This is a genomic window from Pseudomonas sp. S2_B10 (assembly GCF_054668425.1).
The window spans coordinates 3,291,204-3,316,027 of the sequence record NZ_CP162768.1 but is presented as its reverse complement, the minus strand read 5'-3'; the positions used below and the strand labels follow the sequence as shown (position 1 = coordinate 3,316,027).

The window sequence follows — 24,824 nt, the reverse complement described above, 5'->3', positions numbered from 1 at the left end:
CTTCCGGATAGTGAGACCTGCAACAGGTCGCGACTCCTTTGAGTCGCTTGCAACTATCAGGAGTGCCCATGACAAACAACGCCCCGATTATCCCGCCCGTTGGGCGGACTGAACCGATCCGCATCGATAACCTGCTGATCAACTTCACAACAGAATTTCTGCGCATCTGGGATACCAACGGTTTGTCGGCCAGACCCGCGTCGTTCTGGCGCCCGACTCCGGCTCCCGACGCGCTGCCCGGTTATTTCCCCTTGGGCGACTTCGTCACCAGAGGCGTTGGCAACATCAACGGCGAACGCGTGGTCGCGGTTGTTTGTGAGGCAGACATTGCCAGCACTGACCCCACCAAAGGCAGGGCACTGCGACGTCCCGATGATTACGAGCTGGTCTGGAAGGACTCCGGATCAGGCTCGAAACGAGATCTGTCGATCTGGCGACCGCTAGCTCCCGCAGGCTACGTAGCGCTGGGGTCGGTGTGCTCGAACGATCATGAAAAACCTTCGCTCAACGCGGTGCGCTGCGTTCGCGAAGACCTGGTGATCGCGTCGAATACCACCGATCTGATCTGGGACGACAAGGGCAGCAAGGCCCGACAGCGCGTCAGCACCTGGAGCGCCGTTCCTCCAGCCGCTTTGCCGGGCGAAGTCTACTTGGCATCGGGCAGTTTTTTCAGCTTGAGTGACTACACCCGACCGGCCAGTTTCCCGGTCTACTGCTTGCGCTTGCAGATCGGCCTGCAGATGTCTACACGCCCATCGCCACCGGTGCTCTGCGGCGAGACGCCAACACCTGTAGAGCCAACGGACGATGCGACTTACACCGCCAGCCTCCCCTGGTTCACGGTCAACGATCCGCGTTACACCGCCGCTGAGCAATGGCGTCACTCGCCCTTCTATCTGCTTGAACGCAAGGATCGCTACATCCTCGTCGGTCACGCACGCAACAGTGGCAACGACAGCCAGATATTCAGGTGGAATGCGCAGCGCGCCCAGCGTACTGGCGGCTTGCGTACTTTCACTCAAACCACTTGCATCGAATTCGGCGCGCAATGGCAAACCCGACAGCACGGCGCGCTGATGTTTTCCGCACGGCTGGGCCACGATTTCACCCAATGCGAACTGCATTCGAATGAATGGCTCAATACTGCGACCATCGAAGTGGTTGCGGTGGTGGACAAAAACCGCTCAGTGGCCGCCTACCTGGCCCAGAGCGAATACAGACTGGTGCGCGCGGACGGCACGGCAGTGACGGATGGTTTCATCTACACCGATGGCAATAGCCTTCACATCAGCCAGTACGCACCCACCGAGCCTGCAACCATCGTCGCGTCGGAGCCAGAGGCGGTCGAAGATCAGACTGTGCTTGCGCCTGCGACCGAGGGCGAAATCAGCGCCTCCCAGCCAGAGCCCGACGAGTCAGCCGTTACAGATAGCGCGCCATGATTTCATCGACCACGCCTTCCTTGCGCAACTGATCCAGCGCGGTCTGTAGCTTGTTGACCACCTCATCGGAGACGTCCTTGTTCAGCGCCAGGTACAACTCGGCGCTGTTGAAGCGCAGCACGGTCTTCAGGCCGGTCACGCCATCCTGCCGCGCCAGATAACGGCCGGCAGGATCACCCGTGGCCCACAGATCGATCTGGCCATTGAGCAGTTTTTTTGCGTTGTCCTGATCGCGCAGCACTACTACCGGTTTGAGGCCTTGCTTGGAGAGCGTCTCGGCAATCGCATCGCCCTTGTAGGCGCCGATCTTGTATTTGCGCGCATCATTGAGGGTTTCGAGGGTGATCTTGCTGTCAGCCTTGGCCAGCAGGATCCAGTCGTCCGGGCCGATTGGGCCGACCCATTTGAACAGTCTTTCGCGATCGGGCAGGCGCGCCATGACGAAGGCCCCGTAGCCGGGATTCTCCAGGGCGAGTTTGTAGACACGCTCCCAGGGGAAACGCAGGGTCAGGCTGTAAGTGAGGCCGGCGCGCTGGAACATCTCGCGAACGATGTCCGTGGCAATGCCGTTGATGTTGTCGCCCTGGGCAAAATTCTTGCCGTTCTTCGCCATGTTGTACGGCGGGAAGTTCTCGGTGAGCAGCACCAGATCGGTGTCGGGACTGGTTTCGGCCCGGGCATTGCTGATGAACAACAACGAGGCGCTGGCGAGAACAACAAGCAGGCGTTTGATCATGTCGGGCTACCGGAATCCATGGCGTGCCCAAGAGTGCCTTGGGCGCGCCATGCTGTCCACTGGCCTGTACGCTTTAGCGCATGACGATGCCGCGATGGGCCATGTAGGCCTTGGCTTCCTGCACGGTGTATTCGCCGAAGTGGAAAATACTCGCCGCCAGCACCGCACTGGCATGACCTTCGAGAATGCCATCGGCCAGATGCTGCAGATTGCCGACACCACCGGAAGCGATCACCGGAATGCCCAGCGCGTCGCTGATGGCGCGGGTCACGCCGAGGTCGAAACCGTTTTTCATGCCGTCCTGATCCATGCTGGTCAGGAGGATCTCGCCGGCACCGAGGCCTTCCATTTTCTTCGCCCACTCGACTGCGTCGAGACCGGTCGGCTTGCGCCCGCCGTGGGTGAATATTTCCCAGCGCGGGGTTTCGCCGGGACCGGAAACTTTCTTGGCGTCGATGGCAACGACGATGCACTGCGAGCCGAAATGCTGCGCGGCCTCGCCGACGAACTCGGGGTTGAACACGGCGGCGGTGTTGATCGACACCTTGTCCGCGCCGGCATTGAGCAGATTGCGGATGTCTTGCACGGTACGCACGCCACCGCCGACGGTCAGCGGGATGAATACCTGGCTGGCCATGCGCTCGACGGTATGCAGCGTGGTGTCACGGCCATCGACGCTGGCGGTGATGTCGAGAAAGGTAATCTCGTCGGCGCCCTGCTCGTCGTAGCGACGAGCAATTTCCACCGGGTCACCGGCGTCGCGGATGTTCTCGAACTTCACGCCTTTGACGACCCGGCCGTTGTCCACGTCCAGGCAAGGGATGATGCGTTTGGCCAGCGCCATGGTCAGTCCTCAGCCTTGGTACGAATCGCAGAAAGCTTGCGCTTCGGCGACATCGAGAGTGCCCTCATAGATCGCCCGGCCGGTAATCGCGCCGATGATGCCCGGTGCCTTGGCGTCGAGCAGCGACTTGATGTCACCCAGGTTATGGATGCCGCCGGAAGCGATCACCGGAATCCTGGTGGCAGCGGCCAGCGCGGCGGTGAACGGTACGTTGCAGCCCTGCATCATGCCGTCTTTGGCAATGTCGGTATAAACGATCGAGGATACGCCGTCGGCTTCGAACTGCTTGGCCAGGTCAATGACCTGCACGGTGCTGATCTCAGCCCAGCCGTCGGTGGCGACGAAACCGTCTTTCGCATCCAGACCGACAATGATCTTGCCCGGAAACGCACGGCAGGCTTCAGCAACGAACGCCGGATCTTTTACGGCTTTGGTACCGATGATCACGTAGCTCACGCCCGCCTTGACGTAGTGCTCGATGGTTTCCAGCGAACGAATGCCGCCACCGATCTGGATCGGCAGGGTCGGGTAACGCTTGGCGATTGCGGTAACCACTTCGCCGTTGACCGGCTGGCCTTCGAACGCGCCGTTCAAGTCGACCAGATGCAGACGGCGGCAACCGCCCTCCACCCACTTGGCAGCCATGCTCACCGGGTCATCGGAGAACACCGTGGAATCTTCCATGCGGCCCTGGCGCAGACGTACGCAGGCACCGTCTTTGAGATCGATAGCGGGAATAATCAGCATCTGGCAAACCTTAAAATTGGAATGTTCAGCTTGGCTCGGGAATCAGTTTTTCTCGAGCGCCCACAGGTCGCTTTCGATGCTTTCAAACCGTTCCTTGAGGTGGGTCTGCACATCGAAAATCGCCCTGTTGTAATAGTGCGGAGCAATCTCGCGGGTAAACAGCTCAAGAATTTCCGCCGCTTCGAACGAACCCAGGTCCAGTTCGAAACGGTCTTCCATGAACCGCTGGATCTTGCGATTGGCCTCGCTCTCCTGCTCGGGAGTGAGGGTCAGGATCGGCGGTCTGGATTTCTTGACAGCCATTTACCAGCGACCGTCCCACGCAGCGAAGTTCTGCAGCAGTTGCAAGCCGTGGGTATGGCTTTTCTCCGGGTGGAACTGCACGGCGAAACGCGAACCGTCGGCCAGCGCTGCGGCGAAATCGACACCGTAATGGCCGCTGCCTACAACCTGACGCGCATTGGCGGCGGCGATGTAGTAGCTGTGCACGAAATAGAAACGCGCCAGGTCGGGGATGTCGTGCCACAGCGGGTGACTGATCTTCTGCTTTACCTCGTTCCAGCCCATGTGCGGGACTTTGAGGTGCTCGCCGTCTTCGTGCAGATCCTTGCCGAAGAATTTCACCGCGCCCGGAAACAGGCCGATGCAGTCGACGCCGGCGTTCTCTTCGCTGGTATCGAGCAAGGCTTGCATGCCGACGCAGATGCCGAGGAACGGCCGATCCTGGCTGACCTCACGGACCAGCGAGTCGAAGCCGAGGCGACGGATCTCCGCCATGCAATCGCGAATCGCGCCAACGCCCGGGAATACCACACGGTCGGCTTCTCGAATCACGTTCGCGTCGCTGGTAATCAGCACCTTGCCGGCGCCGACGTGCTCAAGAGCCTTGGCCACCGAGTGCAGATTGCCCATGCCGTAGTCGATAACTGCAACCGTCTGCATTACAAAACGCCTTTGGTCGACGGCATTTGCCCGGCCATGCGTTCGTCCAGCTCGACGGCCATGCGCAGGGCGCGGCCGAAAGCCTTGAACACGGTTTCGATCTGGTGGTGAGTGTTGGTGCCGCGCAGGTTGTCGATGTGCACACTGACCAGCGCGTGGTTGACGAAGCCCTGGAAGAATTCCTGGAACAGGTCAACGTCAAAACCACCGACGGTGGCGCGGGTGTACGGCACGTGCATCTGCAGGCCCGGGCGACCGGAGAAATCGATCACCACGCGCGACAGCGCTTCATCGAGCGGCACGTAGGCATGGCCGTAGCGACGGATGCCTTTCTTGTCGCCGATGGCTTTGGCGAACGCCTGGCCGAGGGTGATACCGACGTCTTCCACCGTATGGTGGTCGTCGATATGCAGATCGCCCTTGCATTCGATATCCAGGTCGATCAACCCGTGACGGGCGATCTGATCCAGCATGTGCTCAAGAAAAGGTACACCGATATCGAATCGGGCCTTTCCGGTGCCATCAAGGTTGATCGAGGCTTTGATCTGGGTTTCCAGAGTGTCGCGCTCGACAGACGCCTTACGTTCGGCCATCACCAGCTCCGCAAAATCATTGGGCGAAAAAGGCAGCCATTATAGGCACGCGAGGCGCAAACAGAAACACGAGAGGAGAGATGCCTGACGGATAGAACGCCCGGCTGTCGCGGGTAGACATGTCCATACAAGCCATTACAGGCATGCCAGAAACAAATGTGGGAGCGAGCCTGCTCGCGAATGCGGCAGGCCAGCCAACATTGATGTCGACCGGTGCTCCGTCTTCGCGAGCAGGCTCGCTCCCACAGGTTCGGCGTTTATTCAGCTAACACCTTAGTGAAACAGTACCGCCGTCTTCTGCAGGGTCACCCACACACCCCACGCCAACGGAATACCCACCACCAGCCAGGCAGCGATCGCCAGAGGCTTGGTGCCCGGCGCCGCTTTCCACTCCAGAACGGTGCTGGCATCGGCACCCTTGTCGTGGCCCAGCGCCTGTTCGGCGGCCAGTTCAGCGTCGGTCATGAAGTACTTGTCGGCCACCGGGCGCACCATCAGATTGCACAGGAAGCCCAGCACCAGCAGGCCGGCGAGGATGTACAGGGTGATGTCGTAAGCGGCAGCGCGTTCCACGCCGATGCTCAACTGATATTCACGCAGGTAGTTCACCAGCACCGGACCGAGCACACCGGCAGCGGCCCAGGCAGTCAGCAGACGACCGTGGATCGCACCGACCATCTGTGTACCGAACAGGTCGGCCAGATACGCCGGAACGGTGGCAAAACCACCGCCGTACATCGACAGGATGATGCAGAACGCCGCCACGAACAGCGCAACGTTGCCCAGATGGCCCATGTTCGGAATCAGCGCGTACAGGGCAAAACCCAGCGCGAAGAACACGAAGTAGGTGTTCTTGCGGCCCAGGTAGTCGGAGAACGAGGCCCAGAAGAAGCGGCCACCGATGTTGAACAGGCTCAGCAGACCAGTGAAGCCCGCTGCGATCGCCGCGATCGAGGCCAGTTGGCCAGCGTCGAGCTGACCGAACGGCACATCGACGCCCAGCAGTTTGCCGCCGAACACTTCCTGCAACAGTGGCGAAGCCATGCCGAGGATACCGATACCCGCCGACACGTTCAGGCACAGCACCAGCCAGACCAGACGGAATTGCGGAGTTTTCCAGGCTACATTCACGTGGACGTGACGGTTGGTGATCATGGCGTTGGAAGCTTTCTTCGCCGGAGCGGTCCAGCCTTCAGGCTTCCAGCCGGTTGGCGGCACGCGGTAGGACAATGCGCCACCGATCATGAACACGAAGTAAATGGCCGCCATGGCCACGAAGCTCTGCCATACGCCCACGCCTTCTGGCGATGCGAAGTGGCTCATCAGTGCAGTCGCCAACGGTGCACCGACCATCGCGCCGCCACCGAAGCCCATGATCGCCATGCCGGTTGCCATGCCGCGCTTGTCCGGGAACCACTTGATCAGGGTCGACACCGGCGAGATATAGCCCAGGCCCAGACCGATACCGCCGATCACGCCGGAGCCGATCCACATCAGCCAGATCTGGTGGGTATAGATACCCAGCGCGGAAATCAGCAGACCGCCGCACCAGCACAAGGCCGAGACCACGCCCGCTTTACGAGGCCCGGCGTGTTCCAGCCAGCCACCCCAGATCGCTGCCGAGCAGCCGAGGAAGATGAAGAACAGCGTGTAGATCCAGCCGAGCATGGAGATCGGCCAGTCGCAGTTCGACGAAAATACCTGTGCGATGAAGCTCATGTCCGGCGCGCAAGCCACCGGCGCGGTAACGCCCAGCGCCTTGGACAGCGGCAACCAGAACACCGAGAAGCCGTAGGCCATGCCGATGCACAGGTGAATGGCCAAAGCGGCCGGTGGAACCAGCCAACGGTTGAAACCGGGCTTGGCGATGATGCGTTCCTTGGACAGGAACGCAGGCTGGTCGGCTTTGAGGCCGTCCGCCGTGATGCTCGTGCTCATTGTGTATCCCCCAATTGTTAGTATGGTTCGCCAGCCACTGCTCACCCTCGGCCTTATGCACGCAGGCATGACCGTTTTTTTAGGTGAAGCTCCTTGAAGGCGCGACGTTAAGTCGCAGACGGGCGGACCAACTGGCGAAGGTTACCATTCTCAGGTGACAGAAAAACCAAACTGATATCACCTTTTTTCAAGTCATCTGTTCTCGTACGACTCGGGAAGCCGCCAACCCCGCGTCTGCAAAGGCACCACGCCGTTTGCTACTTGTCCCATTTATGCGTGCGAAAAGTTACCCGTCGCCTTGGCGGGGCTGAACGACTGGTGAACCAAGCGCAAAAAATGGCGTCGCAAGCGGGGCCGGATTGCGCCCTCTGGCGCCCGCCGGGCATCCTCAAGCGCAGGCCCGGTGGCGAAGTTGCAGGTGCCGCCGCCGACCCTCGGCAGATGACGCCACACCGAACCGGGTGCCGGCAGCGCTATACTCCCCGGCCAAATGACGAATTCGACTAACTACAAGGACTCGCCCATGAAAGCGTTCGGCAAAATCCTGGGTCTGGTACTTCTCGGGCTGTTGCTGATCATTGTGGCGGCAGGTTTTGCCCTGACCCACCTCTTCGATCCCAACGACTACAAAGACGAGATCCGCCAGATAGCCCGCGACAAGGCCCACATCGAGCTGACGCTCAATGGCGATATCGGCTGGAGCCTGTTCCCGTGGCTCGGCCTGGAATTGCACGAAGCCAGCGTCGCCACCCTGGCCAAGCCTGCCGAACCGTTTGCCGACTTGCAGATGCTCGGCCTGTCCGTGCGCGTGCTGCCGTTGTTGCGCCGCGAAGTGCAGATGAGCGACGTGCGCGTCGAAGGCCTCAACCTGCGCCTGAACCGCGACAAGAACGGCCACGGCAACTGGGAAGACATCGGCAAGGTGCCTGTGGCGCCTGGCTCGACTGCACCCGCCACACCGGGCGCGACCACCAGCGAGCCGACCGTCGCCGTGGAAAAACCGGCGCAACCGATCCGCCTCGACATCGACAGTCTGACCGTCAACAACGCCCGCGTTGAATACAACGATGAGCTGACCGGCAAGCAGTTCAGTGCCGAAAGCATTCAGTTGAGCACCGGCCCGGTACACGATTCGACCAATATCCCGGTGAAAGCCACCGCGTTCCTCGGCACCAATCAACCGGTGCTGCGCGTGCGCACCGAGCTCAACGGCGAGCTGCGCTTCGAGCGCGCCCTGCAACGCTACAAGTTTGAAGACCTGAAACTCACTGGCGAGCTCGCTGGCGATCCGCTGCAAGGCAAAACCATGACCTTCTCCGCTCAAGGGCAGTTATTGCTGGATAAAGCAGCGAACGTCGCCGAATGGACCGGCATCAAAATTTCCGCCAACCAGTTGCGCGCCCTGGGCGAGTTGAAAGCCAACGACCTCGACAAGACGCCACAGATCAGCGGCGGCATTTCCATCGCCCAGTTCGATCTGGCGAAATTCGTCGACAGTATCGGCCAGACACTGCCGGCGATGGGCGAAGGCAGCCTGAGCAAGGTCGAACTGGTCAGCCGCGTTGCGGCCACCCCGACCAGCCTGTCGTTCGACAACATCAACCTGAAACTCGATGACAGCAGCTTCAGTGGCCGCATCGCCGTCGAGGACTTCGCCAAACAGTCGCTGCGCGCGATTCTCAAGGCCGACACGTTCAACGTCGACCGCTACCTGCCACCGAAATCGGCTCAGGCCAACAGCGCCACGCAAACCCGTCAGGCCGAAGTCGCCAGCACCGAGGCCGGCGCCGTCGCGGGTACCACGCCGCTGCCGGACAAACCGAGCAAAACCGCCTGGAGCACCGAGCGCCTGCTGCCGGTCGAGCGCCTGGCCAAACTCGATGTCGATGCCGACCTTACTTTCGGCCAACTGACCCTCGACAAGCTGCCGATCCAGAACGCCGCGCTCAAAGCCACCGGCCAGGGCGGCTTGCTGACGCTGACTAACCTGAGCGGCGATCTGTACAACGGCGGCTTCGTCGCCAACGGCACACTCGACGTGCGCCCAAGCGCGCCAGTGCTGAACCTGCAGACCCGGCTCAACCGCGTGCCGGCGGAAAAAATCATCGAAAGCCAAGGCAAGAATCCGCCGGTCAAAGGTCTGGTAACGCTGACCAGCAGCCTCACCGGCAGCGGCAACAGCCAACAGGCGCTGATCGATACGCTGAACGGCAACGCCAGTTTCGTCATCAACAACGGCGTGCTGCTCAACGCCAACCTTGAACAGCAATTGTGCAAAGGCATCGCCACCCTCAATCGCAAATCCCTCAGCGGCGAGCCACGGGGCAAGGACACACCATTCGAGGAGCTCAAGGGCAATCTGACTGTACGTAACGGCGTCGCCAGCAACCCCGACCTGAAAGTGCGCATCCCCGGCATGACCGTCAACGGTGACGGCGACATCGACCTGCGCGTGCTCGGCATGGACTACCGCGTCGGCATCATCGTCGAGGGCGACACCAGCGCCATGCCCGACCCGGCATGTGAGGTCGGCGAGAAATTCGTCGGCATCGAGTGGCCACTGCGCTGCCGTGGCCCGCTGGAACTGGGCGCCAAGGCCTGCCGCGTCGACAATGACCGTCTCGGTCAGGTGGCCAGCAAGATGGCTGGCAACAAGCTCAGCGAGAAAATCGACGAAAAACTGGGCGACAAAGTCAGCCCGGAATTGAAAGACGCGTTGAAGGGACTGTTCAAGCGATGACAGCGGAGCAATTTTCCACGGCGGTGCTGGAGTGGTTCGACCGCCATGGCCGCCACGATTTGCCGTGGCAGCAGGACATCAATCCATATCGGGTCTGGGTGTCCGAGATCATGTTGCAGCAGACTCAGGTGAGCACCGTGCTCAACTATTTCGAGCGTTTCATGGCGGCGCTGCCAACGGTCGAAGCGCTGGCCGCAGCGCCGGAAGACGAGGTGCTGCACCTGTGGACCGGGCTGGGTTACTACACTCGCGCACGCAATCTGCAGAAGACCGCGAAGATCGTCGTCAGCCAGTACGCTGGCGAATTCCCGCGTGACGTGGAAAAACTCACCGAGCTGCCAGGCATCGGCCTGTCCACCGCCGGGGCGATCGCCAGCATCAGCATGGGCCTGCGCGCGCCGATCCTCGACGGCAACGTCAAACGCGTACTGGCGCGCTTCACTGCGCAAGAGGGCTACCCCGGCGAACCGAAAGTCGCCAAACAGCTGTGGGCCAACGCCGAGCGCTTCACCCCGCACGATCGGGTCAACGCCTACACCCAGGCAATGATGGATCTTGGCGCGACACTCTGCACGCGCAGCAAGCCGAGCTGTCTGCTGTGCCCGCTCCAGCGTGGCTGTGAAGCGCACATGCTTGGCCTGGAAACCCGTTATCCGATTCCCAAGCCGCGCAAGGCGATCCCGCAGAAACGCACGCTGATGCCAATGCTGGCCAACGGCGAAGGTGCGATTCTGCTTTATCGCCGCCCGTCGACGGGACTGTGGGGCGGTTTGTGGAGCCTGCCGGAACTGGACGACCTGGAAGATCTGCAACATCTGGCCGATCAGCACTCGCTGACCATGGGCCAGCAGCAGGCGCTGCCGAGCCTGGTGCATACCTTCAGCCATTTCCAGTTGTCCATCGAACCGTGGCTGGTTCAGGTGCAGGAAGCCAGCCATCACGTGGCCGAGGCCGACTGGCTCTGGTATAACCTCGCCACCCCGCCGCGCCTGGGCCTTGCTGCCCCGGTCAAGACCTTGCTCGAACGCGCGGCCGCCGTCTTGAATGCAGGAGAATCGCCATGACCCGCACCGTAATGTGCCGCAAGTACAAAGAAGAACTGCCCGCGCTGGAACGCGCCCCTTTCCCGGGTGCCAAGGGCCAGGATATTTTTGACCACGTCTCGGCCAAGGCCTGGGCCGACTGGCAGAAACACCAGACCCTGCTGATCAACGAAAAGCGCCTGAACATGATGAACGCCGAAGATCGCAAATACCTGCAGGGCGAAATGGACAAGTACTTCTCCGGCGAGGAATACGCCAAGGCCGAAGGCTACGTGCCGCCAGCCGAATAACCCGCAGATTTCGTAAGCGACGGAATTAATTTAAGAAATTTTCAAAAAGTCGTTGACGTAAATCCGAAAAACCCTTTTAATGCGCCCCGTTGCCCAGATAGCTCAGTCGGTAGAGCAGGGGATTGAAAATCCCCGTGTCGGCGGTTCGATTCCGTCTCTGGGCACCAAATACCGAAAACCCTGAATCGCAAGATTCAGGGTTTTTTTATGCCTGCGATTTGATTCCCCTCCCCTCGTCCCCTTCGATACACCCGGATTCCAGCTGTACTGGAAAAAACCCGAAATCTGTATCTCTCCGCGCAGATGGCGTTTCGCCAATACTTCACGCAAGCCTTGGCGAGCCAATGACTGGCTCTACTTTGCGCCCCGCAACACTCTGGACTCCTGTAGCCCTCAGAGCGCAAAACCCTGATTTTTTGAATCGATCGGCGTCGCCCGCAAGGTCACTTCCTGTCCAGCAAAAAAATCTGAACCCAACCCACAGGCGAACTGCAGTTATTGCTTTTCAAACATTCCAGGATGAATGCTGGCGCCCCCGTGCGCCCGGCAAAAGAGCGAAACGGACGACGTATGATCAAGCAACTCATCAATGAAGACAGTTATGTGCAGATCGGCGATCTTTGCAGCGCAACGATCCAGCTGAAAATCGAAGGACTGAATCCCGCCGGCTCCATCAAGCTGAAGACCGCGCACGCGCTGATCACTGATCTTGAGGTCCGCGGACTGATCAACCACAAGACCCGCCTTATCGAATCCTCATCGGGCAATCTCGGCGTTGCGCTGGCCATGGTCTGCGCTGCCAAGGGTTACCAGTTCGTTTGCGTGATCGACCCGAATATTTCCGCGCCGAACCGCAAGCTGATTCACGCCCTTGGCGCGCAAATGCTCATGGTCGATCAGCGTGACGAGAACGGCGGTTACCTGAATTCGCGGATTCGCCTGATCGAACAACTGGTCGCTGACAATGCCGACTACATCTGGCTCAACCAGTACAAGAATCCGACCAACCCCCTCGCCCACTATCAAGCGACTGCCAGGTCCATCGCGCGCAAGTTTCCCCAGGTGGATTACCTGTTCGTCGGCGCGGGTACCACCGGCACGCTGATGGGCTGCAAGAACTACTTCGCCGAACATCATCCGCAGACCAAAGTCATTGCCGTCGATACCGTCGGCTCGGTGACGTTCGGCCTGCCGGGCGGCACGCGCCATATCCCGGGGCTCGGCACCAGCCGCCTGCCGGAGATATTCGAGTCGTCGGGCATTCACGACTTCCTGTCGATTCCCGAGGACCAGACGATCAAGGTCTGCCGTTGGCTGGCGCAACGCTACGGCCTGCTCTTCGGCGGCTCCACCGGCACTGTGCTCGCCGGCATCCGCCAGTGGGCGCCGCATATCCGGCCCGACGATGTCGTGGTGGCGATCTCCCCCGACATGGGTGAGCGCTATCTCGAAACCATCTATTCCGACGACTGGGTCACCCAGCGGATCGGCGCAACCGCACTGCAGCCACTTTTCCCTGAAATCGCTCTGGCACTCTCGGCGTAATCCTCATGACCACACAGAATCCGATCCAGCCGTTCCACGTCATCCCCGGCGCTGTCGTCAAAGACATCCTCAACGGGCTGCGGCATGCAACCATCGACATGGTGGCGCAGACCTACCTGACCCACGAGCGTGGCGAAACCGTTAACCCCGACAGTTATTTCCTGCGTTTCCCTGCGCAACCGGCGAACCGGATCATTGCGCTGCCGGCGGCCATCGTCGACAGCGAGGGCGATCAATCCGTCTCCGGGATCAAGTGGATTGCCAGTTATCCCGATAACATCAAGTCGGGCATTCCGCGCGCATCTGCGGTGCTGATTCTCAACGATCCCGATACCGGTTACCCCTACGCGCTGCTCGAAGGTGCGCTGATCAGTGCCGTGCGCACGGCAGCGTCGGCAGTCTTGGGTGCCTGGTGGCTGAATGGCCAGAACCGCCACGCGGCGACACTTTCGATCATTGGTGGCGGGGTAATCTCAAGAAATATCCTCGAGACTTTCGTCGCGGACGACTGGTCCTTCGACAGTGTGGGCATTCACGATCTCAACGCGGAATCGGCGCAAGCCCTCGCGGAATTTGGTGAACAACTGGGCCTGCCGGATGTACGCCTGCTTTCGCTCGAAGAAGCGCTGACTGCCGACATCGTGGTGTTCGCCACCAGCGCGGGCGAGCCGTACGTAAAAGGCCAAGGCACGTTCCGCCCGGGGCAGATTGTTCTGAACATCTCGCTGCGGGATATCGGCGCCGAAATCATCGAGGAAAGTTACAACTACTTCGACGACGTCACCCATTGCCTGAAGGCCAATACCTCACCGCATCTGGCCGAGCAGCAATACGGCCATCGCGACTTTGTCACCGGCACAGTGGCGCAGCTGATTCGCGGTGACCTGCATGTCGCCCAGGACAAACCGCTGATCTATTCGCCATTCGGCATGGGCATTCTCGATCTCGCGATTGGCCGGATGATCCACGACATTGCGGTGGCGGCCGGTACGGCAATTGCCATCCCGTCATTTTTTGGCGAGGAGCGCAGATGGTGAAGGCGCCTGTGCACATCGGCCTGATCGGCTGCGGTTCGCGCGGATTGTCGGTATTCGAGCGCCTGTTGAGCCGCGCCGAGGAACGCCCGCAACAACCGGTGTTCATCGACATCTTCGAGCCCAACGTGCTCGGCAGCGGCGCGCACTGGCCCGATCAACCGGACTACCTGCTGCTCAACACCGTCGCCGGTCAGCTCGGGGTATTTCCCGACGCAGCAGCGTTCGGTGATCTGACCGACGCCCGGGAACGGCCAGGGCCGGACTTTCTCGTGTGGTGCCGAACACAGCGCGTCAAGGTTGACCCCGACAGCGGCCTGCTCGCCGCCGACGGTCGCGACGTCGAGCCGGAGGATTTTCTGCCACGGCACCTGCTCGGCGCTTATCTGGCCGACGCCTTCACGCGGATCCTCGCGACCGCACCCGCTTGGGTCACGGTCAATCTGCATCGGCATCAGGTCACGGCGGTCGAGCGCAACGAGAATCAGCAATACCTTCTGCTAACCGCAGAAGGCGCTGCGGTGGCGGTGGATCGTCTGGTGCTGACCGTTGGCCACACCGGACGCCTGCGCCTGGCGGGGCAGAACCGGGTCGACAACGTTTACCCGCTGCCGGGCAGCCTCACCACCGTCGAGCCCGGCGAAACGGTGTTGATCGAAGGGTTGGGCCTGGGCGCCATGGACACCCTGGCGGCGCTGACGGCTGGCAGAGGCGGGATCTACAAACCCATGGCTGATGGCAGTCACACTTACCAGCCTTCGGGTCAGGAGCCGGTGATCTTCATTCAGTCGCGGGACGGGCTGCCGTTTCGCACGCGTCCCAATGGCTTGATCGGCTTCCCCCGCCATAGCGCCGTGCTGCTCACGAGCGAGCGTATCGAATCGTTGCGGGTCAACGCGCACAACCGCCGACTGGATTTCGAACGGGACATTCTGCCGCTGATGCTGCTGGAGATGCGTGCCGCTGCGGTCGCCGTTCTGCATAAACCTTCAGCGCCACAACAGCTGCTTGAGCAGCTCAGAACCGTCAGCGTTGTCGGCCCAGCAGGGGTTGTCGCCTGCGAAGCTTTGCTGCGCGAGTTCGAAACGATTGCCGGGGCAATCAATCCGCTGGAGCTGATCTGCCACGCACTGCCCGACAGCGTGACGCCTTACAACTATCACGCATGGATTTACGACACCCTCGAAGCCGACTTGCATGAAGCACGTCTGGGACGCGGCGCGTCGCCGATCAAAGCCGCCATCGAAGTCTGGCGCGACTTGCGCGACCGGCTGCGTGAGGCGGTCGATTTCGATGGGCTCACCGAAGATTCGCATCGGCAGTTCTATGGCCGCTGGCACAAGGCGATCAACCGTCTGGTCGCCGGCCCGCAGAAGGAGCGCCACGCCGATCTGCTCGCGCTGTGTGATGCCGGTTTGCTGACCTTTCTCAAGCCCGGCTCACGCCCCGCGATCGATCACTTCAAGCGAGTCGCCGGTTACGTCCAGAGCAGCGGCGTCACCCACAGCGACTGCGCACCTGTGCGCGACCTCGCGCGCCTGGGCCTTGTGCGTCCACGCACCGATGTGCCGGGCATCGACGGCATCGATGTCGACGCGGCGTCCAACCCCAAGTCGAACAGCGGCGAAACGGTGCGTGACATCTGGGTGCTGGGTCCGCTCGCTGAAGGCTCCTGTTATTACAACCACTACGTCACCTCGGCGGGCGCACCTTCGCGGCTGTTCATGGACGCCCATCGAGTCGCCACCGCCATCCTTGAGACAGGAACTCGCGCATGAAACTCTATTATCAGACGCATTCGCCGTACGCCCGCAAGGTGTTGGTGCTGGCTCACGAACTTGGCATCGCATCGAGCCTTGAGGTGATACATCACGAGACCAGCCCGACTTCACCGAACGCGACCATTTACCAGGCCAACCCCTTGGGTAAAGTGCCGGTGCTGATGCTGCCCGACGACAGCGCACTGTTCGATTCCATCGTGATTTGCGAATACCTCGATGACCTGAGCAATGGCCGTAAATTTATCCCGGCCAGCGGCCCCGAGCGCTACAAGGCGCTGCGCCTGCAGGCATTGGCGCAGGGCATGTGCGACGTCGGCATCAAGCTGCGCTGGGAAGTCGAGCGGCGCCCCGAGGCTTTGCGCTATCCGGCGTACGCGGACGGCCAGGCCTACAAACTCAAGGAGGCGTATCGCTTCATCGAAGAGCACGTCGACCTCAATGGCCCGATCACCGTTGGCCACATCGCCTTGGCGACCGCGCTGGACTGGATCGCTTTCCGTCAACTCTCGGACTTCTCGGCGCAAGCACGCCTGAGCGAGTGGTATCAGACGTTCTGCCAGCGCGCGTCCATGCGGGCGACCGAGTACAGCGGACAGACGCACGATTAAGCCAAGGAAACCGCTATGAGCTCTCTCTTGCTGCAAATGTCACCGATCGCGCTGGTGATCGCGCTGATCCTGATCCTCCGGCGTCCGCCGGTACAGGCCGCGCTGGCCGGTGTGGTGCTGGTGCTGGTGCTGTGGGCACTGGGCGCTGCCGGGCCGGTGTCGGCGGCGATCTCCTCGGCGATTTTTCAGGACACCACGATCCTGTTTCTCAGCACCGCGTGCGTCATCGTCCCAGGGCTGGCCTTCGTCATTCTGGTCGAGCGCGGCGGCGCGCCACAGGCCATCGGCGCGTGGGTCAAGGAACTCGGCTGGACACCCCCGGCGCAGGTGATTTTCATCGTGCTGGGTCTGGCGCCGCTGCTGGAAGCGATGACCGGCTTCGGCGTTTCGCTGATCGCCACGGTGCCGCTGCTGATGGGGCTTTTCACTCGCCAGTCGGGGATGAAAATCGCCCTCGCCGGCATGGTCATCATGCCGTGGGGCACGCTGGGTCTGGCAACGGTGATCGGCGCCTTGCTGGCACATTTGCCGGCGCAAACCCTCGGTAGCCATTCAGCGCTGATCAGCGCGCCGGTGTTCCTCTGCCTGGCGTCGCTGGCCTTGTGGCAGGCCGGCATCCGCAGGATTACTCCGTGGCTGGGGCTGATCGTCGTGACCGCCCTGTTCGTTGCCGTGCTGTATTGCGTCAACCTGTGGGTCGGCCCGGAAGTTTCCGGTGTGCTGGCCGGGCTGGCCGTGGCTTGCGTCGGCCTGGGCATCTCCTGGGCGCAACGGAAAAAACTGGTGCGCTGGCCGAGCGCGGCATGGCCTTATCTGGCCTTGCTGGGAGTGATTGTGGCGTCGCGCGGACTGTTCGTGCTGTCGGGCTGGGATGGCCTGTGGGTCATCAGGGGCGAACACGTTTCATGGAAGCCGCTGGCGTCTCCAGGGCTGGCGCTGCTGATCGTGACCGTGCTGATGGCGTTCAGGCAAACCGCGAGCGCGGGTTTCCCGTGGCCAGCGCTGTTCAACCGGGCGAAGTTTCCGGTCACGACAATCTTCCTGTTCCTGCTGCTGTCCCAGGTGATGGTCAACGCTGGATTCCTCGTCGAGGCGCAAAGCGCATTGCAATCCATGTCGGGTATTTCGCTGGCGCCGACGATCGCTCTGCTGGCGGGGATTGCCGGTTATGTCACCGGCTCCAACGTCGGCGGCAACACGCTGGTGATGCCGTCCATTGCCGCGCTGAGCAGCGAACACGGGGCGTGGCTGGCGGCAATGGTCAACAGCGCCGCCGGCCATGGCGCACTTGGCTCGCTGTCGATCCTGTCATTGATCACCGGACTTGCCGGGGCCAACCGCCAGGAAGAAAACAGCCTGATCCGCTTCGCCTTCGGTCTGGTGGCGCTGAACATCGTCATAGTTGCTGCAACGGGGATCGTTTTGCTCTACTTTCTGTGAATTGTTTCGAATCATCACAGAGAACTTATGGACAGGTTTGATTTGCCGGACAAGCGCTGGCGGATAGTCAAGGACTGGATTATTCGCCAGATCGACAGCGGTGACCTGGCGGCCGAAGCGAAACTGCCGTCAATCCGCGTTCTGGCGCGGATGTTCGAGACCAGCATCACCACGGTGCAGCGGGCGCTGGCCGATCTCGAGGCCGACGCCTACGTCTCGACGGTGCCGCGCGTCGGCTACTTCGTCTCGGCATCAGGGCGGGCAAAACCGTCCGGCGCTTTCGACTTTTCCAGTGTCACCGTCAACGTCAATCATGCGGTGGTTGCGATGCTCTCCGAGGCGGCCTCGCGCACCACCGCATCGCTGAATTCGGCCGTCCTGCACAGCGATCTCACGCCCAACGTGCTGCTCAACAAATGCCTCTCAGTGTTGGCCGCCAGGACCGACAACGCGCTGAGCGGTCTGGTCGCGCCACCCGGCCTGCCGGCGCTGCGACGGCGCATCGCCGGGCTGATGCTGACCCGCGGTGTAGTCTGCGGGCCGGACGATATTCTGGTGACGTCGGGCGACACCATCGCTCTCGAACTGGCCCTCGAAGCAGTCGCGTCGAAAGGCGCTACAGTCGCCATCGAAACCCCGACCTATTACGGCATCCTGCAGACCATCGAACGCCTGGGCATGCGCGCCCTGCCGATCCGCACCGACGGCCGCACGGGCCTGGATGTCGATCATCTGGAAGAAGCCCTGAAGCAAAAAAAGGTCGCGGTGATTTTTCTCAACCCGACGCTGCAGAATCCGCGTGGCTTCATCATGCCCGACGAAGCGCGCGCGCGACTTTCCAGGATCGCCCGGGAAGCGGATGTGCCGATCATCGAAGACGACATCTTCTTCGACCTGGTGCCCGAAGCTGATCGACCGCGCGCCCTCAAGAGCTACGACAGCAGCGGCCAGACGATCTACTGCTCGTCCTTTTCCAAAACCATCGCGCCGGGTTATCGCGTCGGCTGGTGTCTGGCCGGCAAATACCGCAATGCCATCCTCGCGCAGATGTTTTCGCGCAATCTGGCCGTTTCCAGCCTGGCGCAAAATGTTCTCAATGAATTCATCGGCCGTGGCTACATGGACGAGCACTGCGCCAGATTGAGGTCGCAACTCTCTTCGCTGGCGAGTTTTGTCGAAGCGCTGGTGCGCACGGATTTCCCGCTCGGGACCGTCTATGTGCCACCGCGCGGCGGTTTCATCCACTGGGTCGAAATGCCTGCACACACCGACATGCCGGCGCTGCAGCAACTGGCCACGGAGCGTGGTTGCCACGTGGCTGGCAGCGGCATATTTTTCGCCGATGGCCAGGCTTCCACAGGCGTGCGCATTTGCCTCGGCACTATGCTGACCCCGGCGGTGATCGGCATTCTCAAGGTGATCGCCGAATGCGCCCACCTTGCCGCACGCCCGACGAGCCCGCGGCAGATGCCAACTGAACAGCTGCAAGAGCTGGCAGTTTCCTGACCGACTTGCGCGAGCCTCGCTTATGAATCAGAAAAGAACCCGTATTCGCTTGCCGCATCCCCCGCCGTATCGCCCGAGCCACTGGACATTCTGGCTGACGGTGCTCGCTGGCGTGCTGATTGCCTTAGCCGTGTGTCTTTCGATCTACATGCTTATCGAAAGCTGGATCAGCGGTTCCATCACCACCAACAATCGCGGACCGCGCAGCACCTACACCTTGGCACTGCAACCTCGGCGATACTGGTTCGAGTTCATGTGGCAGAGCTTCTGGACCGCGTTCATGTTGGCCATCGGTGTGTTCGGGCTGTGGATTTATCGCAAAGGGCGGGTGCGTGAGCAGAGGCCGAAGGGCAAGCGCACAAGTCAATAGTGCATGCCGCCTTCACAGAGTGTTGATGTAATCGACGGGCAACAAGACTGTATCCACAGCGGCATCCACTGGCAGGGATACAAGAGTGATGACCGGGCAGACGATCATCATGTAACAGATGATCGCTGCCGGCATGCCATCGCTGCCTCCTCCCCGAACACCGAGCAGGTGTAGGCCGCCATCGACCCCTCGGTAATATTCGGCGTCGGACAGACCATCATTCAAGCGCCCGATAAACGTTCCGCAGCCAACCAACAGCAGTGCCAGGCCTATGACACAGCCAATTCGCAGAATCCCTTTCAAAACAGCGCTTCCTTACGTCACAAAATACTGGGCGCGGGATTGTACTCGCGCCTTTCGCTCGTGACTGCTTTACCTGCTGACTCGGCATATCGGTTAAACCAGATTGCCTGTTGCGCGACGGCGCATTCGAACGCTGTCATGTTGGCATTACGCCGCTGCGCGTTGCATGAACTGGAGCGGATGTGAAATGAACTGTCTCTCGGACTTATGTAAATCGTGACGCAGCGCGTCACGAATTCGATCACATTGAATTCGGAACGCACTGCGTTCCGTATGTTGCTCGGCGCCAGTTCCAGGCTCATTCTCGATCCACCTTCGCAAAGGCCGAGCCCTTATGAACAAATGCCTTTCGACCGACCCGGTAACCATTGGCGAATCGTTCATAGAGAACGCAGCCGACGGCTACGCACTCGGCGGCTTCACCTGGCGCCACAGTTCGCCCGATCCACAGCGCCCGGTGGTCGTCATCAACGCCGCCACCTCCGTGCGCTGTCGCCATTACTCAAGGTTCGCAGCCTATCTGTTCAGTCACGGCTTCGACGTCATGACCTACGACTACCGGGGCATTGGCGAATCACGCAGCGAATCGATCAAAGGGCTGCGTGCCTCGTGGACCGACTGGGGCGCGCTGGATTTCGAAGCGATGCTCAAACGCGCGCAGCGGGAGTTTCCCGGTCAGCCAATCGATGTGGTCGCCCATAGTTTCGGCGGTTGCGCGGCGGGCTTGGCGGAGTCGGGCAAGGTGATCCGACGGTTGGTAACCGTCGGTGCGCAGTTCGCTTATTGGCGCGATTATGCTTCCGAACAGCGCTGGCGGATGTTCGGCAAGTGGCATGTGGTCATGCCTTTGATGGCGCTGCTCTGCGGCTATTTTCCAGGCAAGCGGATCGGCTGGCTGGAGGACACGCCAACCGGCGTAGTCTGCGACTGGAGCACACCCACTGCACGGTACGAGGATCGTCCAAGCTGTCGTGTGCTGATGAAAAAGGCGGGCGCCCTGCCCTTCGATGGCGTCCGCGCGCAGACCCTTGCCATCAGCCTCAGCGATGATCCTTACGGAACGATCCCGGCGATCGAACGCCTGCTCGGCTACTTCAGCAACGCGGCAAAAACCCATCTGCGCATTGCGCCGCAGGACATCGGCGAACGACAAGTCGGACATTTCGGCTTTTTTCGCAGCGCATACCAAGCCACACTATGGCCCATTGCTCTGACCTGGCTGCAGACCGGCGCACTGGCCGCCGATACACCCGGCCGACAAGTGCCACGCAGCTGAGCCCCTCTCAACGCACGACGGAACACATCATGGCCTCCGCCAACAAGCAGCAAAAACGCGCCACCCGGGCCAAAGCCAAGGCCAAGCAGAACCGCACCAAGCGCGCCGAAGCGCCGGTCGAGCTCGACCCGAACGACGACCGCATCGATTTCGAATCGGTGGACCTGACCGAGCTGTTCAAGAAAATGATCGACGCCGAGAAGATCAGCCAACAGGCCATGTGCACCGCGTTCCTTGAAGATCCGCTGCTGGAACTGGTCTATGAGCAGGAGGGTGAGGAAGGCGCGATGGATTTCATCCTCGCCGCGCTGATCGAGTATCGCCAGTGGTCGCAGGAAACCGACGAGGCTGGCGCACTGGCGTGGATCGAATCCCCGGCCTTCCAGGCTGACTATGTAGCGGCATCCGACGCGATCGCTGCACAAACCCAACAGAAGAACTGAGCTCACATGGCATCCCTGAACAAGCAACAGAAACGCGCCAAACGCGCCAAGGCCAAAGCCAAACAGATCCGTATGGTCGGGCGCAAACCGCTGGATCAGGACGAAGAGCTCGGCCACCTCGCCGAGCCGATCCCGGAATACACCCTGGCGATGTTCAGCAAAATGCGCGACGCCGAAGCCGTCAGCCGCAACGAAATGCTGCTGACGCTGCTGCGCGAACTGGCCTTCATCATCGTCGACCACCCCGAACTGCTCGACATGGAAAACGCCGACAACGAAGGCATGGCCGCCACCCACCTGGCCGCCGACATGCTCATCGACTACCGCATGTGGGCCGACGGCATGACCATCGAACAGGCCCAGGCCTGGCTGAGCGAGCCGCAGTTCATTACGGATTTCGGCGTGGCGCTGGATGCTTATGGCAAGTCGGTAGAGCCCCAGGAAGACAAGAGCGAATAAGCCCTTCTCAGAAACAAAAAACGGCCGCTAGTCATCCCTGACAGCGGCCGTTTTTGTTTGGATGGCCTAGCTACTCTTTGTCCGGTGACGATGTATATCCCATTGACATATCCCCAGCACGATCTATCCTGAGCTAATCACAGGAACAGACCCGGGAGCTCGAATATGGAGCAGACCACAATTTTCATGAGCAACAGAAGTCAGGCAGTCCGACTGCCAAAGGCAGTTGCGATGCCCGGCGACGTTAAACGAGTGGAAGTCATCGCGATTGGCAGAACACGCGTCATTACGCCTGCTGGAGAAAGCTGGGATAGCTGGTTTGATGGCGACAGCGTCAGCCCTGATTTCATGGCTAACCGTGAGCAACCCACTGAACAGGAGCGCGAGTCGTTCTGATGATCAAGTACATGCTGGATACAAATATCTGCATCTTCACCATCAAGAACAAACCACAAATTGTCCGGGAAGCCTTCAATCGACATTCCGGGCAGTTGTGCATCAGCGCTATCACGCTTATGGAGCTTATTTACGGTGCTGAAAAGTCGGCGGCCCCGGAGAAAAATCTGGCAATTGTTGAAGGATTTGTCGCGCGACTGGATGTCTTGCCTTTCGATAACGACGCAGCCGCACAGGCCGGGATGGTTCGATCTGAACTCGCGAAGGCTGGAACGCCGATCGGGCCATACGACCAAATGATCGCTGGCCACGCACGCTCACTTGGACTCATTGTAGTGACGAACAACGTACGGGAGTTTCAACGCGTTTCCGGTTTGCGAATCGAGGACTGGGTTTAACCTGACTGGAAAGCTCAGAAACAAAAACGGCCGCTAGTCATCCCTGACAGCGGCCGTTTTTACATCACGCGTTACGACTCAGTTCAACACCACCGCACCACGCTTCTCCAGCTTGCGACGGCGCGACACCAGCAGACCAGCGGCTACCACCATCAGGCTCAGCAGGCCCGTGGCAAGGATCTCCACGCGGTGGGCTTCCTGGAACAGCATGATGGTCAGCGCGGCGACGATGAAGATGATCACCGCCCAGGTCAGCCCGGGGAACAGCCACATGCTGAAGACGATTTTCTCGCCGCGCGCCATGCGCTGTTTCCGCATGCGCAGTTGCGAGAAGGCGATCACCAGGTACACCAGCAGGGCGATGGCGCCGGAGCTGGCCAGGAGGAATTCAAACACCGCGGCCGGAGCCACATAGTTGGCGAAGGTGCAGAGAAACGCTGCGCCGGTCGACAACATCACCGCCCAGTAAGGCGTACCGCTCTTGTTGGTGCGGGTCGACATGGCCGGGGCATCGCCGCGCTTGCCGAGGGAAAAGAGCATGCGCGAGGAGGTGTACAGCGCCGAGTTCAGGCAACTGGTCACTGCGACCAGTACGACGATGTCGACGATCATCTTGGCGTTGGGAATGCCCATGCGCTCAAGTACGGCCTGGTAGGAACCCAGGTTGGCCAAGGTAGGATCGTTCCACGGCACCAGCGCAACCACGATGAAAATCGACACCAGATAGAACAGGCCGATCCGCCAGATCACCGAGTTGGTCGCTTTGGAAATCTGCTTGCCAGGGTCTTTCGATTCCGCCGCCGCGATGGTGACGATTTCGGTCCCCATGAACGAGAACATGGTGGTCAGGATCGCGCCCAGCACAGCACCCATGCCATTGGGCAGAAAGCCGCCGCTGTCGAACAGGTGCGAAACGCCACTGACCTGGCTGGTCGGCAGGAAGCCGAAAATCGCTGCAAGGCCGAGGCCGATGAAGCCGATGATCGCAAGCACCTTGATCAGGGCGAACCAGAACTCGAACTCACCGTAATTCTTCACGCTGAACAGGTTGGTCACGGTCAGCAGCATGGTGATCACCAGCGCGAAAGCCCAAATGTCGACACCCGGGAACCACGCATGCAGGATGGTCGCGGCGGCGTTGGCTTCCAGCGGAATCACCAACACCCAGAACCACCAGTACAGCCAGCCGATGGTGAATCCGGCCCAGTGACCGATCGCGCGATCAGCGTAAGTCGAGAACGAACCGGTGTCCGGCGAAGCCACGGCCATCTCGCCGAGCATGCGCATCACCAGCACCACCAGAGTACCGGCAGCGGCGTAGGCCAGCAGCACGGCCGGGCCGGCGGCAGCGATGGCGTGGCCGGAGCCGACGAACAGACCGGCGCCGATCACACCGGCGATCGACAACATGGTCACATGACGCGGTTTGAGCCCCTGTTCGAGGCCAGTGGAGCTTGGGGTACTGCTCATAGAGACTACCTTTGCAAGGAAAGCGAGTGCGTCCGGCGCGTCTGTAAATTCTTTCTCGTAAAAAGAATCCAACGGCCTGTTCCTTATTCTGCACGCAATATTTGCGCCAAAATGTTTCAAGTCCTTGAGGGCCGGGGGCTCCGGCATCCGGTGCAAGTCCTTGAGTTTAATGGCTATTCGCCAGAACGTTACCCGGCGACTCACTTTCAAGACGAATTCGCGCACCAGAAACACACAGATAAAGTGTGCGGCGCACAGAAAAAGGGCGAATAAGGAACGTTCGGCCGGATAGCGCTTCCAACACCCCGCCAAAGCTGGCAACATCGCGCCTTTTTTTACGCGGCACCCACGGGTTTGCACGATCAAACACCCGTTCGGTTGTTGACGGGGCGACAGTCTGCTGCGCCGATGCGACAACCCGCCACATGCCACCCGTTTACCGCTCGTAGCGCTGTTGGCTGCCATTGAAACGCTATGCTA

At 60.7% G+C, this 24,824-nt stretch carries 26 protein-coding genes, 1 tRNA gene and 1 pseudogene; 18 read left to right on the top strand and 10 right to left on the bottom strand.

Translation table 11 applies throughout. The features are described 5' to 3' along the window. The first annotated feature begins 68 nt into the window (after positions 1–68). Positions 69–1,442, top strand: a complete 1,374-nt coding sequence (locus AB4O45_RS14925) for a Vps62-related protein (protein WP_460094355.1) — start codon at positions 69–71, stop codon at positions 1,440–1,442. Here AB4O45_RS14925 and AB4O45_RS14920 read toward each other — a convergent pair. The 7 genes from AB4O45_RS14920 to AB4O45_RS14890 all read right to left on the bottom strand — a co-directional run bounded on the left by AB4O45_RS14920 (position 1,423) and on the right by AB4O45_RS14890 (position 7,242). After that, a complete protein-coding gene (locus AB4O45_RS14920) occupies positions 1,423–2,178 on the bottom strand; it encodes a substrate-binding periplasmic protein (protein ID WP_256808503.1) in 756 nt (251 codons plus the stop codon). The two genes, AB4O45_RS14925 and AB4O45_RS14920, sit on opposite strands and share 20 nt — an antisense overlap. A gap of 73 nt (positions 2,179–2,251) precedes the next feature. Continuing rightward, positions 2,252–3,022 (bottom strand): imidazole glycerol phosphate synthase subunit HisF, encoded by a 771-nt coding sequence (hisF, locus tag AB4O45_RS14915; protein WP_007897430.1) that lies wholly within the window; start codon positions 3,020–3,022, stop codon positions 2,252–2,254. A gap of 9 nt (positions 3,023–3,031) precedes the next feature. After that, positions 3,032–3,769 (bottom strand): 1-(5-phosphoribosyl)-5-[(5-phosphoribosylamino)methylideneamino]imidazole-4-carboxamide isomerase, encoded by a 738-nt coding sequence (gene hisA, locus AB4O45_RS14910; protein WP_056787231.1) that lies wholly within the window; start codon positions 3,767–3,769, stop codon positions 3,032–3,034. Positions 3,770–3,811: 42 nt separating this feature from the next. Continuing rightward, on the bottom strand, positions 3,812–4,072 hold the full coding sequence (locus AB4O45_RS14905; RefSeq protein WP_056787227.1) for a DUF2164 domain-containing protein: 261 nt from the start codon (positions 4,070–4,072) through the stop codon (positions 3,812–3,814). Continuing rightward, positions 4,073–4,711, bottom strand: coding sequence for an imidazole glycerol phosphate synthase subunit HisH (gene hisH / locus AB4O45_RS14900; RefSeq protein ID WP_056787225.1), 639 nt, complete (start codon positions 4,709–4,711; stop codon positions 4,073–4,075). Next, positions 4,711–5,304, bottom strand: coding sequence for an imidazoleglycerol-phosphate dehydratase HisB (gene hisB, locus AB4O45_RS14895; protein ID WP_016772125.1), 594 nt, complete (start codon positions 5,302–5,304; stop codon positions 4,711–4,713). Before hisB ends, hisH begins: the two co-directional genes overlap by 1 nt. A gap of 273 nt (positions 5,305–5,577) precedes the next feature. Then, positions 5,578–7,242, bottom strand: a complete 1,665-nt coding sequence (locus tag AB4O45_RS14890) for an OFA family MFS transporter (RefSeq protein ID WP_016772126.1) — start codon at positions 7,240–7,242, stop codon at positions 5,578–5,580. A gap of 228 nt (positions 7,243–7,470) precedes the next feature. Between AB4O45_RS14890 and AB4O45_RS14885 the strand changes: the two are divergent. From AB4O45_RS14885 to AB4O45_RS14830, 12 genes and pseudogenes are all read left to right on the top strand, one after another. Beyond that, a pseudogene (locus AB4O45_RS14885) lies at positions 7,471–7,687 on the top strand (acetyl-CoA sensor PanZ family protein); the annotation flags it as partial. A gap of 78 nt (positions 7,688–7,765) precedes the next feature. After that, positions 7,766–9,982, top strand: coding sequence for an AsmA family protein (locus tag AB4O45_RS14880; protein ID WP_460160244.1), 2,217 nt, complete (start codon positions 7,766–7,768; stop codon positions 9,980–9,982). Next, positions 9,979–11,046 (top strand): A/G-specific adenine glycosylase, encoded by a 1,068-nt coding sequence (gene mutY / locus AB4O45_RS14875; RefSeq protein WP_460160243.1) that lies wholly within the window; start codon positions 9,979–9,981, stop codon positions 11,044–11,046. The genes AB4O45_RS14880 and mutY overlap by 4 nt, the downstream gene beginning before the upstream one ends. Next, positions 11,043–11,315, top strand: a complete 273-nt coding sequence (locus tag AB4O45_RS14870; protein WP_016772129.1) for an oxidative damage protection protein — start codon at positions 11,043–11,045, stop codon at positions 11,313–11,315. Before mutY ends, AB4O45_RS14870 begins: the two co-directional genes overlap by 4 nt. 91 nt (positions 11,316–11,406) lie before the next feature. Beyond that, a tRNA-Phe gene (locus tag AB4O45_RS14865) sits at positions 11,407–11,482 on the top strand. A gap of 403 nt (positions 11,483–11,885) precedes the next feature. Further along, positions 11,886–12,860: a 2,3-diaminopropionate biosynthesis protein SbnA gene (gene sbnA / locus AB4O45_RS14860; RefSeq protein ID WP_336354163.1), complete on the top strand. Its 975-nt coding sequence runs from the start codon at positions 11,886–11,888 to the stop codon at positions 12,858–12,860. Positions 12,861–12,865: 5 nt separating this feature from the next. Beyond that, positions 12,866–13,897 carry a 2,3-diaminopropionate biosynthesis protein SbnB gene (gene sbnB / locus AB4O45_RS14855; protein WP_460160242.1) on the top strand — a complete coding sequence of 344 codons (1,032 nt, stop codon included), beginning with the start codon at positions 12,866–12,868 and terminating at the stop codon, positions 13,895–13,897. After that, positions 13,891–15,672 carry an FAD/NAD(P)-binding protein gene (locus tag AB4O45_RS14850; protein ID WP_460160241.1) on the top strand — a complete coding sequence of 594 codons (1,782 nt, stop codon included), beginning with the start codon at positions 13,891–13,893 and terminating at the stop codon, positions 15,670–15,672. The genes sbnB and AB4O45_RS14850 overlap by 7 nt, the downstream gene beginning before the upstream one ends. After that, positions 15,669–16,283, top strand: coding sequence for a glutathione S-transferase family protein (locus AB4O45_RS14845; protein ID WP_056787214.1), 615 nt, complete (start codon positions 15,669–15,671; stop codon positions 16,281–16,283). Before AB4O45_RS14850 ends, AB4O45_RS14845 begins: the two co-directional genes overlap by 4 nt. Before the next feature lie 15 nt (positions 16,284–16,298). Next, a complete protein-coding gene (locus tag AB4O45_RS14840) occupies positions 16,299–17,723 on the top strand; it encodes an L-lactate permease (RefSeq protein WP_150637955.1) in 1,425 nt (474 codons plus the stop codon). Positions 17,724–17,750: 27 nt separating this feature from the next. After that, entirely contained in the window at positions 17,751–19,229 is a 1,479-nt protein-coding gene (locus tag AB4O45_RS14835) for an aminotransferase-like domain-containing protein (RefSeq protein ID WP_150637953.1), read from the top strand. 22 nt (positions 19,230–19,251) lie between these two features. Then, complete coding sequence (locus tag AB4O45_RS14830) at positions 19,252–19,599, top strand: hypothetical protein (RefSeq protein ID WP_252868628.1); 348 nt, start codon at positions 19,252–19,254, stop codon at positions 19,597–19,599. A 12-nt stretch (positions 19,600–19,611) separates the two neighbouring features. Here AB4O45_RS14830 and AB4O45_RS14825 read toward each other — a convergent pair whose 3' ends face one another. Then, positions 19,612–19,902, bottom strand: a complete 291-nt coding sequence (locus AB4O45_RS14825) for a YceK/YidQ family lipoprotein (protein ID WP_252868627.1) — start codon at positions 19,900–19,902, stop codon at positions 19,612–19,614. A 17-nt stretch (positions 19,903–19,919) separates the two neighbouring features. After that, positions 19,920–20,204, bottom strand: coding sequence for a hypothetical protein (locus tag AB4O45_RS14820; RefSeq protein WP_133337418.1), 285 nt, complete (start codon positions 20,202–20,204; stop codon positions 19,920–19,922). Between the two features lie 32 nt (positions 20,205–20,236). On the opposite strand from AB4O45_RS14820, the gene AB4O45_RS14815 reads away from it, so the two are divergent. The 5 genes from AB4O45_RS14815 to vapC all read left to right on the top strand — a co-directional run bounded on the left by AB4O45_RS14815 (position 20,237) and on the right by vapC (position 22,874). Further along, on the top strand, positions 20,237–21,178 hold the full coding sequence (locus AB4O45_RS14815) for an alpha/beta hydrolase family protein (RefSeq protein WP_460160240.1): 942 nt from the start codon (positions 20,237–20,239) through the stop codon (positions 21,176–21,178). 29 nt (positions 21,179–21,207) lie between these two features. Beyond that, positions 21,208–21,621, top strand: a complete 414-nt coding sequence (locus AB4O45_RS14810) for a hypothetical protein (RefSeq protein ID WP_016772137.1) — start codon at positions 21,208–21,210, stop codon at positions 21,619–21,621. Between the two features lie 6 nt (positions 21,622–21,627). Next, positions 21,628–22,080 carry a hypothetical protein gene (locus tag AB4O45_RS14805; protein ID WP_056787197.1) on the top strand — a complete coding sequence of 151 codons (453 nt, stop codon included), beginning with the start codon at positions 21,628–21,630 and terminating at the stop codon, positions 22,078–22,080. Positions 22,081–22,245: 165 nt separating this feature from the next. Continuing rightward, a complete protein-coding gene (gene vapB, locus AB4O45_RS14800; protein WP_024011210.1) occupies positions 22,246–22,476 on the top strand; it encodes a type II toxin-antitoxin system VapB family antitoxin in 231 nt (76 codons plus the stop codon). After that, positions 22,476–22,874: a type II toxin-antitoxin system tRNA(fMet)-specific endonuclease VapC gene (gene vapC, locus AB4O45_RS14795; RefSeq protein ID WP_016772140.1), complete on the top strand. Its 399-nt coding sequence runs from the start codon at positions 22,476–22,478 to the stop codon at positions 22,872–22,874. The genes vapB and vapC overlap by 1 nt, the downstream gene beginning before the upstream one ends. 78 nt (positions 22,875–22,952) lie before the next feature. On the opposite strand, the gene gabP is transcribed toward vapC, so the two are convergent. After that, positions 22,953–24,344, bottom strand: coding sequence for a GABA permease (gabP, locus tag AB4O45_RS14790; RefSeq protein ID WP_460160239.1), 1,392 nt, complete (start codon positions 24,342–24,344; stop codon positions 22,953–22,955). Positions 24,345–24,824: the final 480 nt, after the last annotated feature.

Bases quoted from the DNA above. Each gene is read 5' to 3' on its own strand.
- AB4O45_RS14925 (WP_460094355.1), top strand. From the start codon at position 69: ATGACAAACAACGCCCCGATTATCCCGCCCGTTGGGCGGACTGAACCG.
- AB4O45_RS14920 (WP_256808503.1), bottom strand. From the start codon at position 2,178: ATGATCAAACGCCTGCTTGTTGTTCTCGCCAGCGCCTCGTTGTTGTTC.
- hisF (WP_007897430.1), bottom strand. From the start codon at position 3,022: ATGGCGCTGGCCAAACGCATCATCCCTTGCCTGGACGTGGACAACGGC.
- hisA (WP_056787231.1), bottom strand. From the start codon at position 3,769: ATGCTGATTATTCCCGCTATCGATCTCAAAGACGGTGCCTGCGTACGT.
- AB4O45_RS14905 (WP_056787227.1), bottom strand. From the start codon at position 4,072: ATGGCTGTCAAGAAATCCAGACCGCCGATCCTGACCCTCACTCCCGAG.
- hisH (WP_056787225.1), bottom strand. From the start codon at position 4,711: ATGCAGACGGTTGCAGTTATCGACTACGGCATGGGCAATCTGCACTCG.
- hisB (WP_016772125.1), bottom strand. From the start codon at position 5,304: ATGGCCGAACGTAAGGCGTCTGTCGAGCGCGACACTCTGGAAACCCAG.
- AB4O45_RS14890 (WP_016772126.1), bottom strand. From the start codon at position 7,242: ATGAGCACGAGCATCACGGCGGACGGCCTCAAAGCCGACCAGCCTGCG.
- AB4O45_RS14880 (WP_460160244.1), top strand. From the start codon at position 7,766: ATGAAAGCGTTCGGCAAAATCCTGGGTCTGGTACTTCTCGGGCTGTTG.
- mutY (WP_460160243.1), top strand. From the start codon at position 9,979: ATGACAGCGGAGCAATTTTCCACGGCGGTGCTGGAGTGGTTCGACCGC.
- AB4O45_RS14870 (WP_016772129.1), top strand. From the start codon at position 11,043: ATGACCCGCACCGTAATGTGCCGCAAGTACAAAGAAGAACTGCCCGCG.
- sbnA (WP_336354163.1), top strand. From the start codon at position 11,886: ATGATCAAGCAACTCATCAATGAAGACAGTTATGTGCAGATCGGCGAT.
- sbnB (WP_460160242.1), top strand. From the start codon at position 12,866: ATGACCACACAGAATCCGATCCAGCCGTTCCACGTCATCCCCGGCGCT.
- AB4O45_RS14850 (WP_460160241.1), top strand. From the start codon at position 13,891: ATGGTGAAGGCGCCTGTGCACATCGGCCTGATCGGCTGCGGTTCGCGC.
- AB4O45_RS14845 (WP_056787214.1), top strand. From the start codon at position 15,669: ATGAAACTCTATTATCAGACGCATTCGCCGTACGCCCGCAAGGTGTTG.
- AB4O45_RS14840 (WP_150637955.1), top strand. From the start codon at position 16,299: ATGAGCTCTCTCTTGCTGCAAATGTCACCGATCGCGCTGGTGATCGCG.
- AB4O45_RS14835 (WP_150637953.1), top strand. From the start codon at position 17,751: ATGGACAGGTTTGATTTGCCGGACAAGCGCTGGCGGATAGTCAAGGAC.
- AB4O45_RS14830 (WP_252868628.1), top strand. From the start codon at position 19,252: ATGAATCAGAAAAGAACCCGTATTCGCTTGCCGCATCCCCCGCCGTAT.
- AB4O45_RS14820 (WP_133337418.1), bottom strand. From the start codon at position 20,204: ATGAGCCTGGAACTGGCGCCGAGCAACATACGGAACGCAGTGCGTTCC.
- AB4O45_RS14815 (WP_460160240.1), top strand. From the start codon at position 20,237: ATGAACAAATGCCTTTCGACCGACCCGGTAACCATTGGCGAATCGTTC.
- AB4O45_RS14810 (WP_016772137.1), top strand. From the start codon at position 21,208: ATGGCCTCCGCCAACAAGCAGCAAAAACGCGCCACCCGGGCCAAAGCC.
- AB4O45_RS14805 (WP_056787197.1), top strand. From the start codon at position 21,628: ATGGCATCCCTGAACAAGCAACAGAAACGCGCCAAACGCGCCAAGGCC.
- vapB (WP_024011210.1), top strand. From the start codon at position 22,246: ATGGAGCAGACCACAATTTTCATGAGCAACAGAAGTCAGGCAGTCCGA.
- vapC (WP_016772140.1), top strand. From the start codon at position 22,476: ATGATCAAGTACATGCTGGATACAAATATCTGCATCTTCACCATCAAG.
- gabP (WP_460160239.1), bottom strand. From the start codon at position 24,344: ATGAGCAGTACCCCAAGCTCCACTGGCCTCGAACAGGGGCTCAAACCG.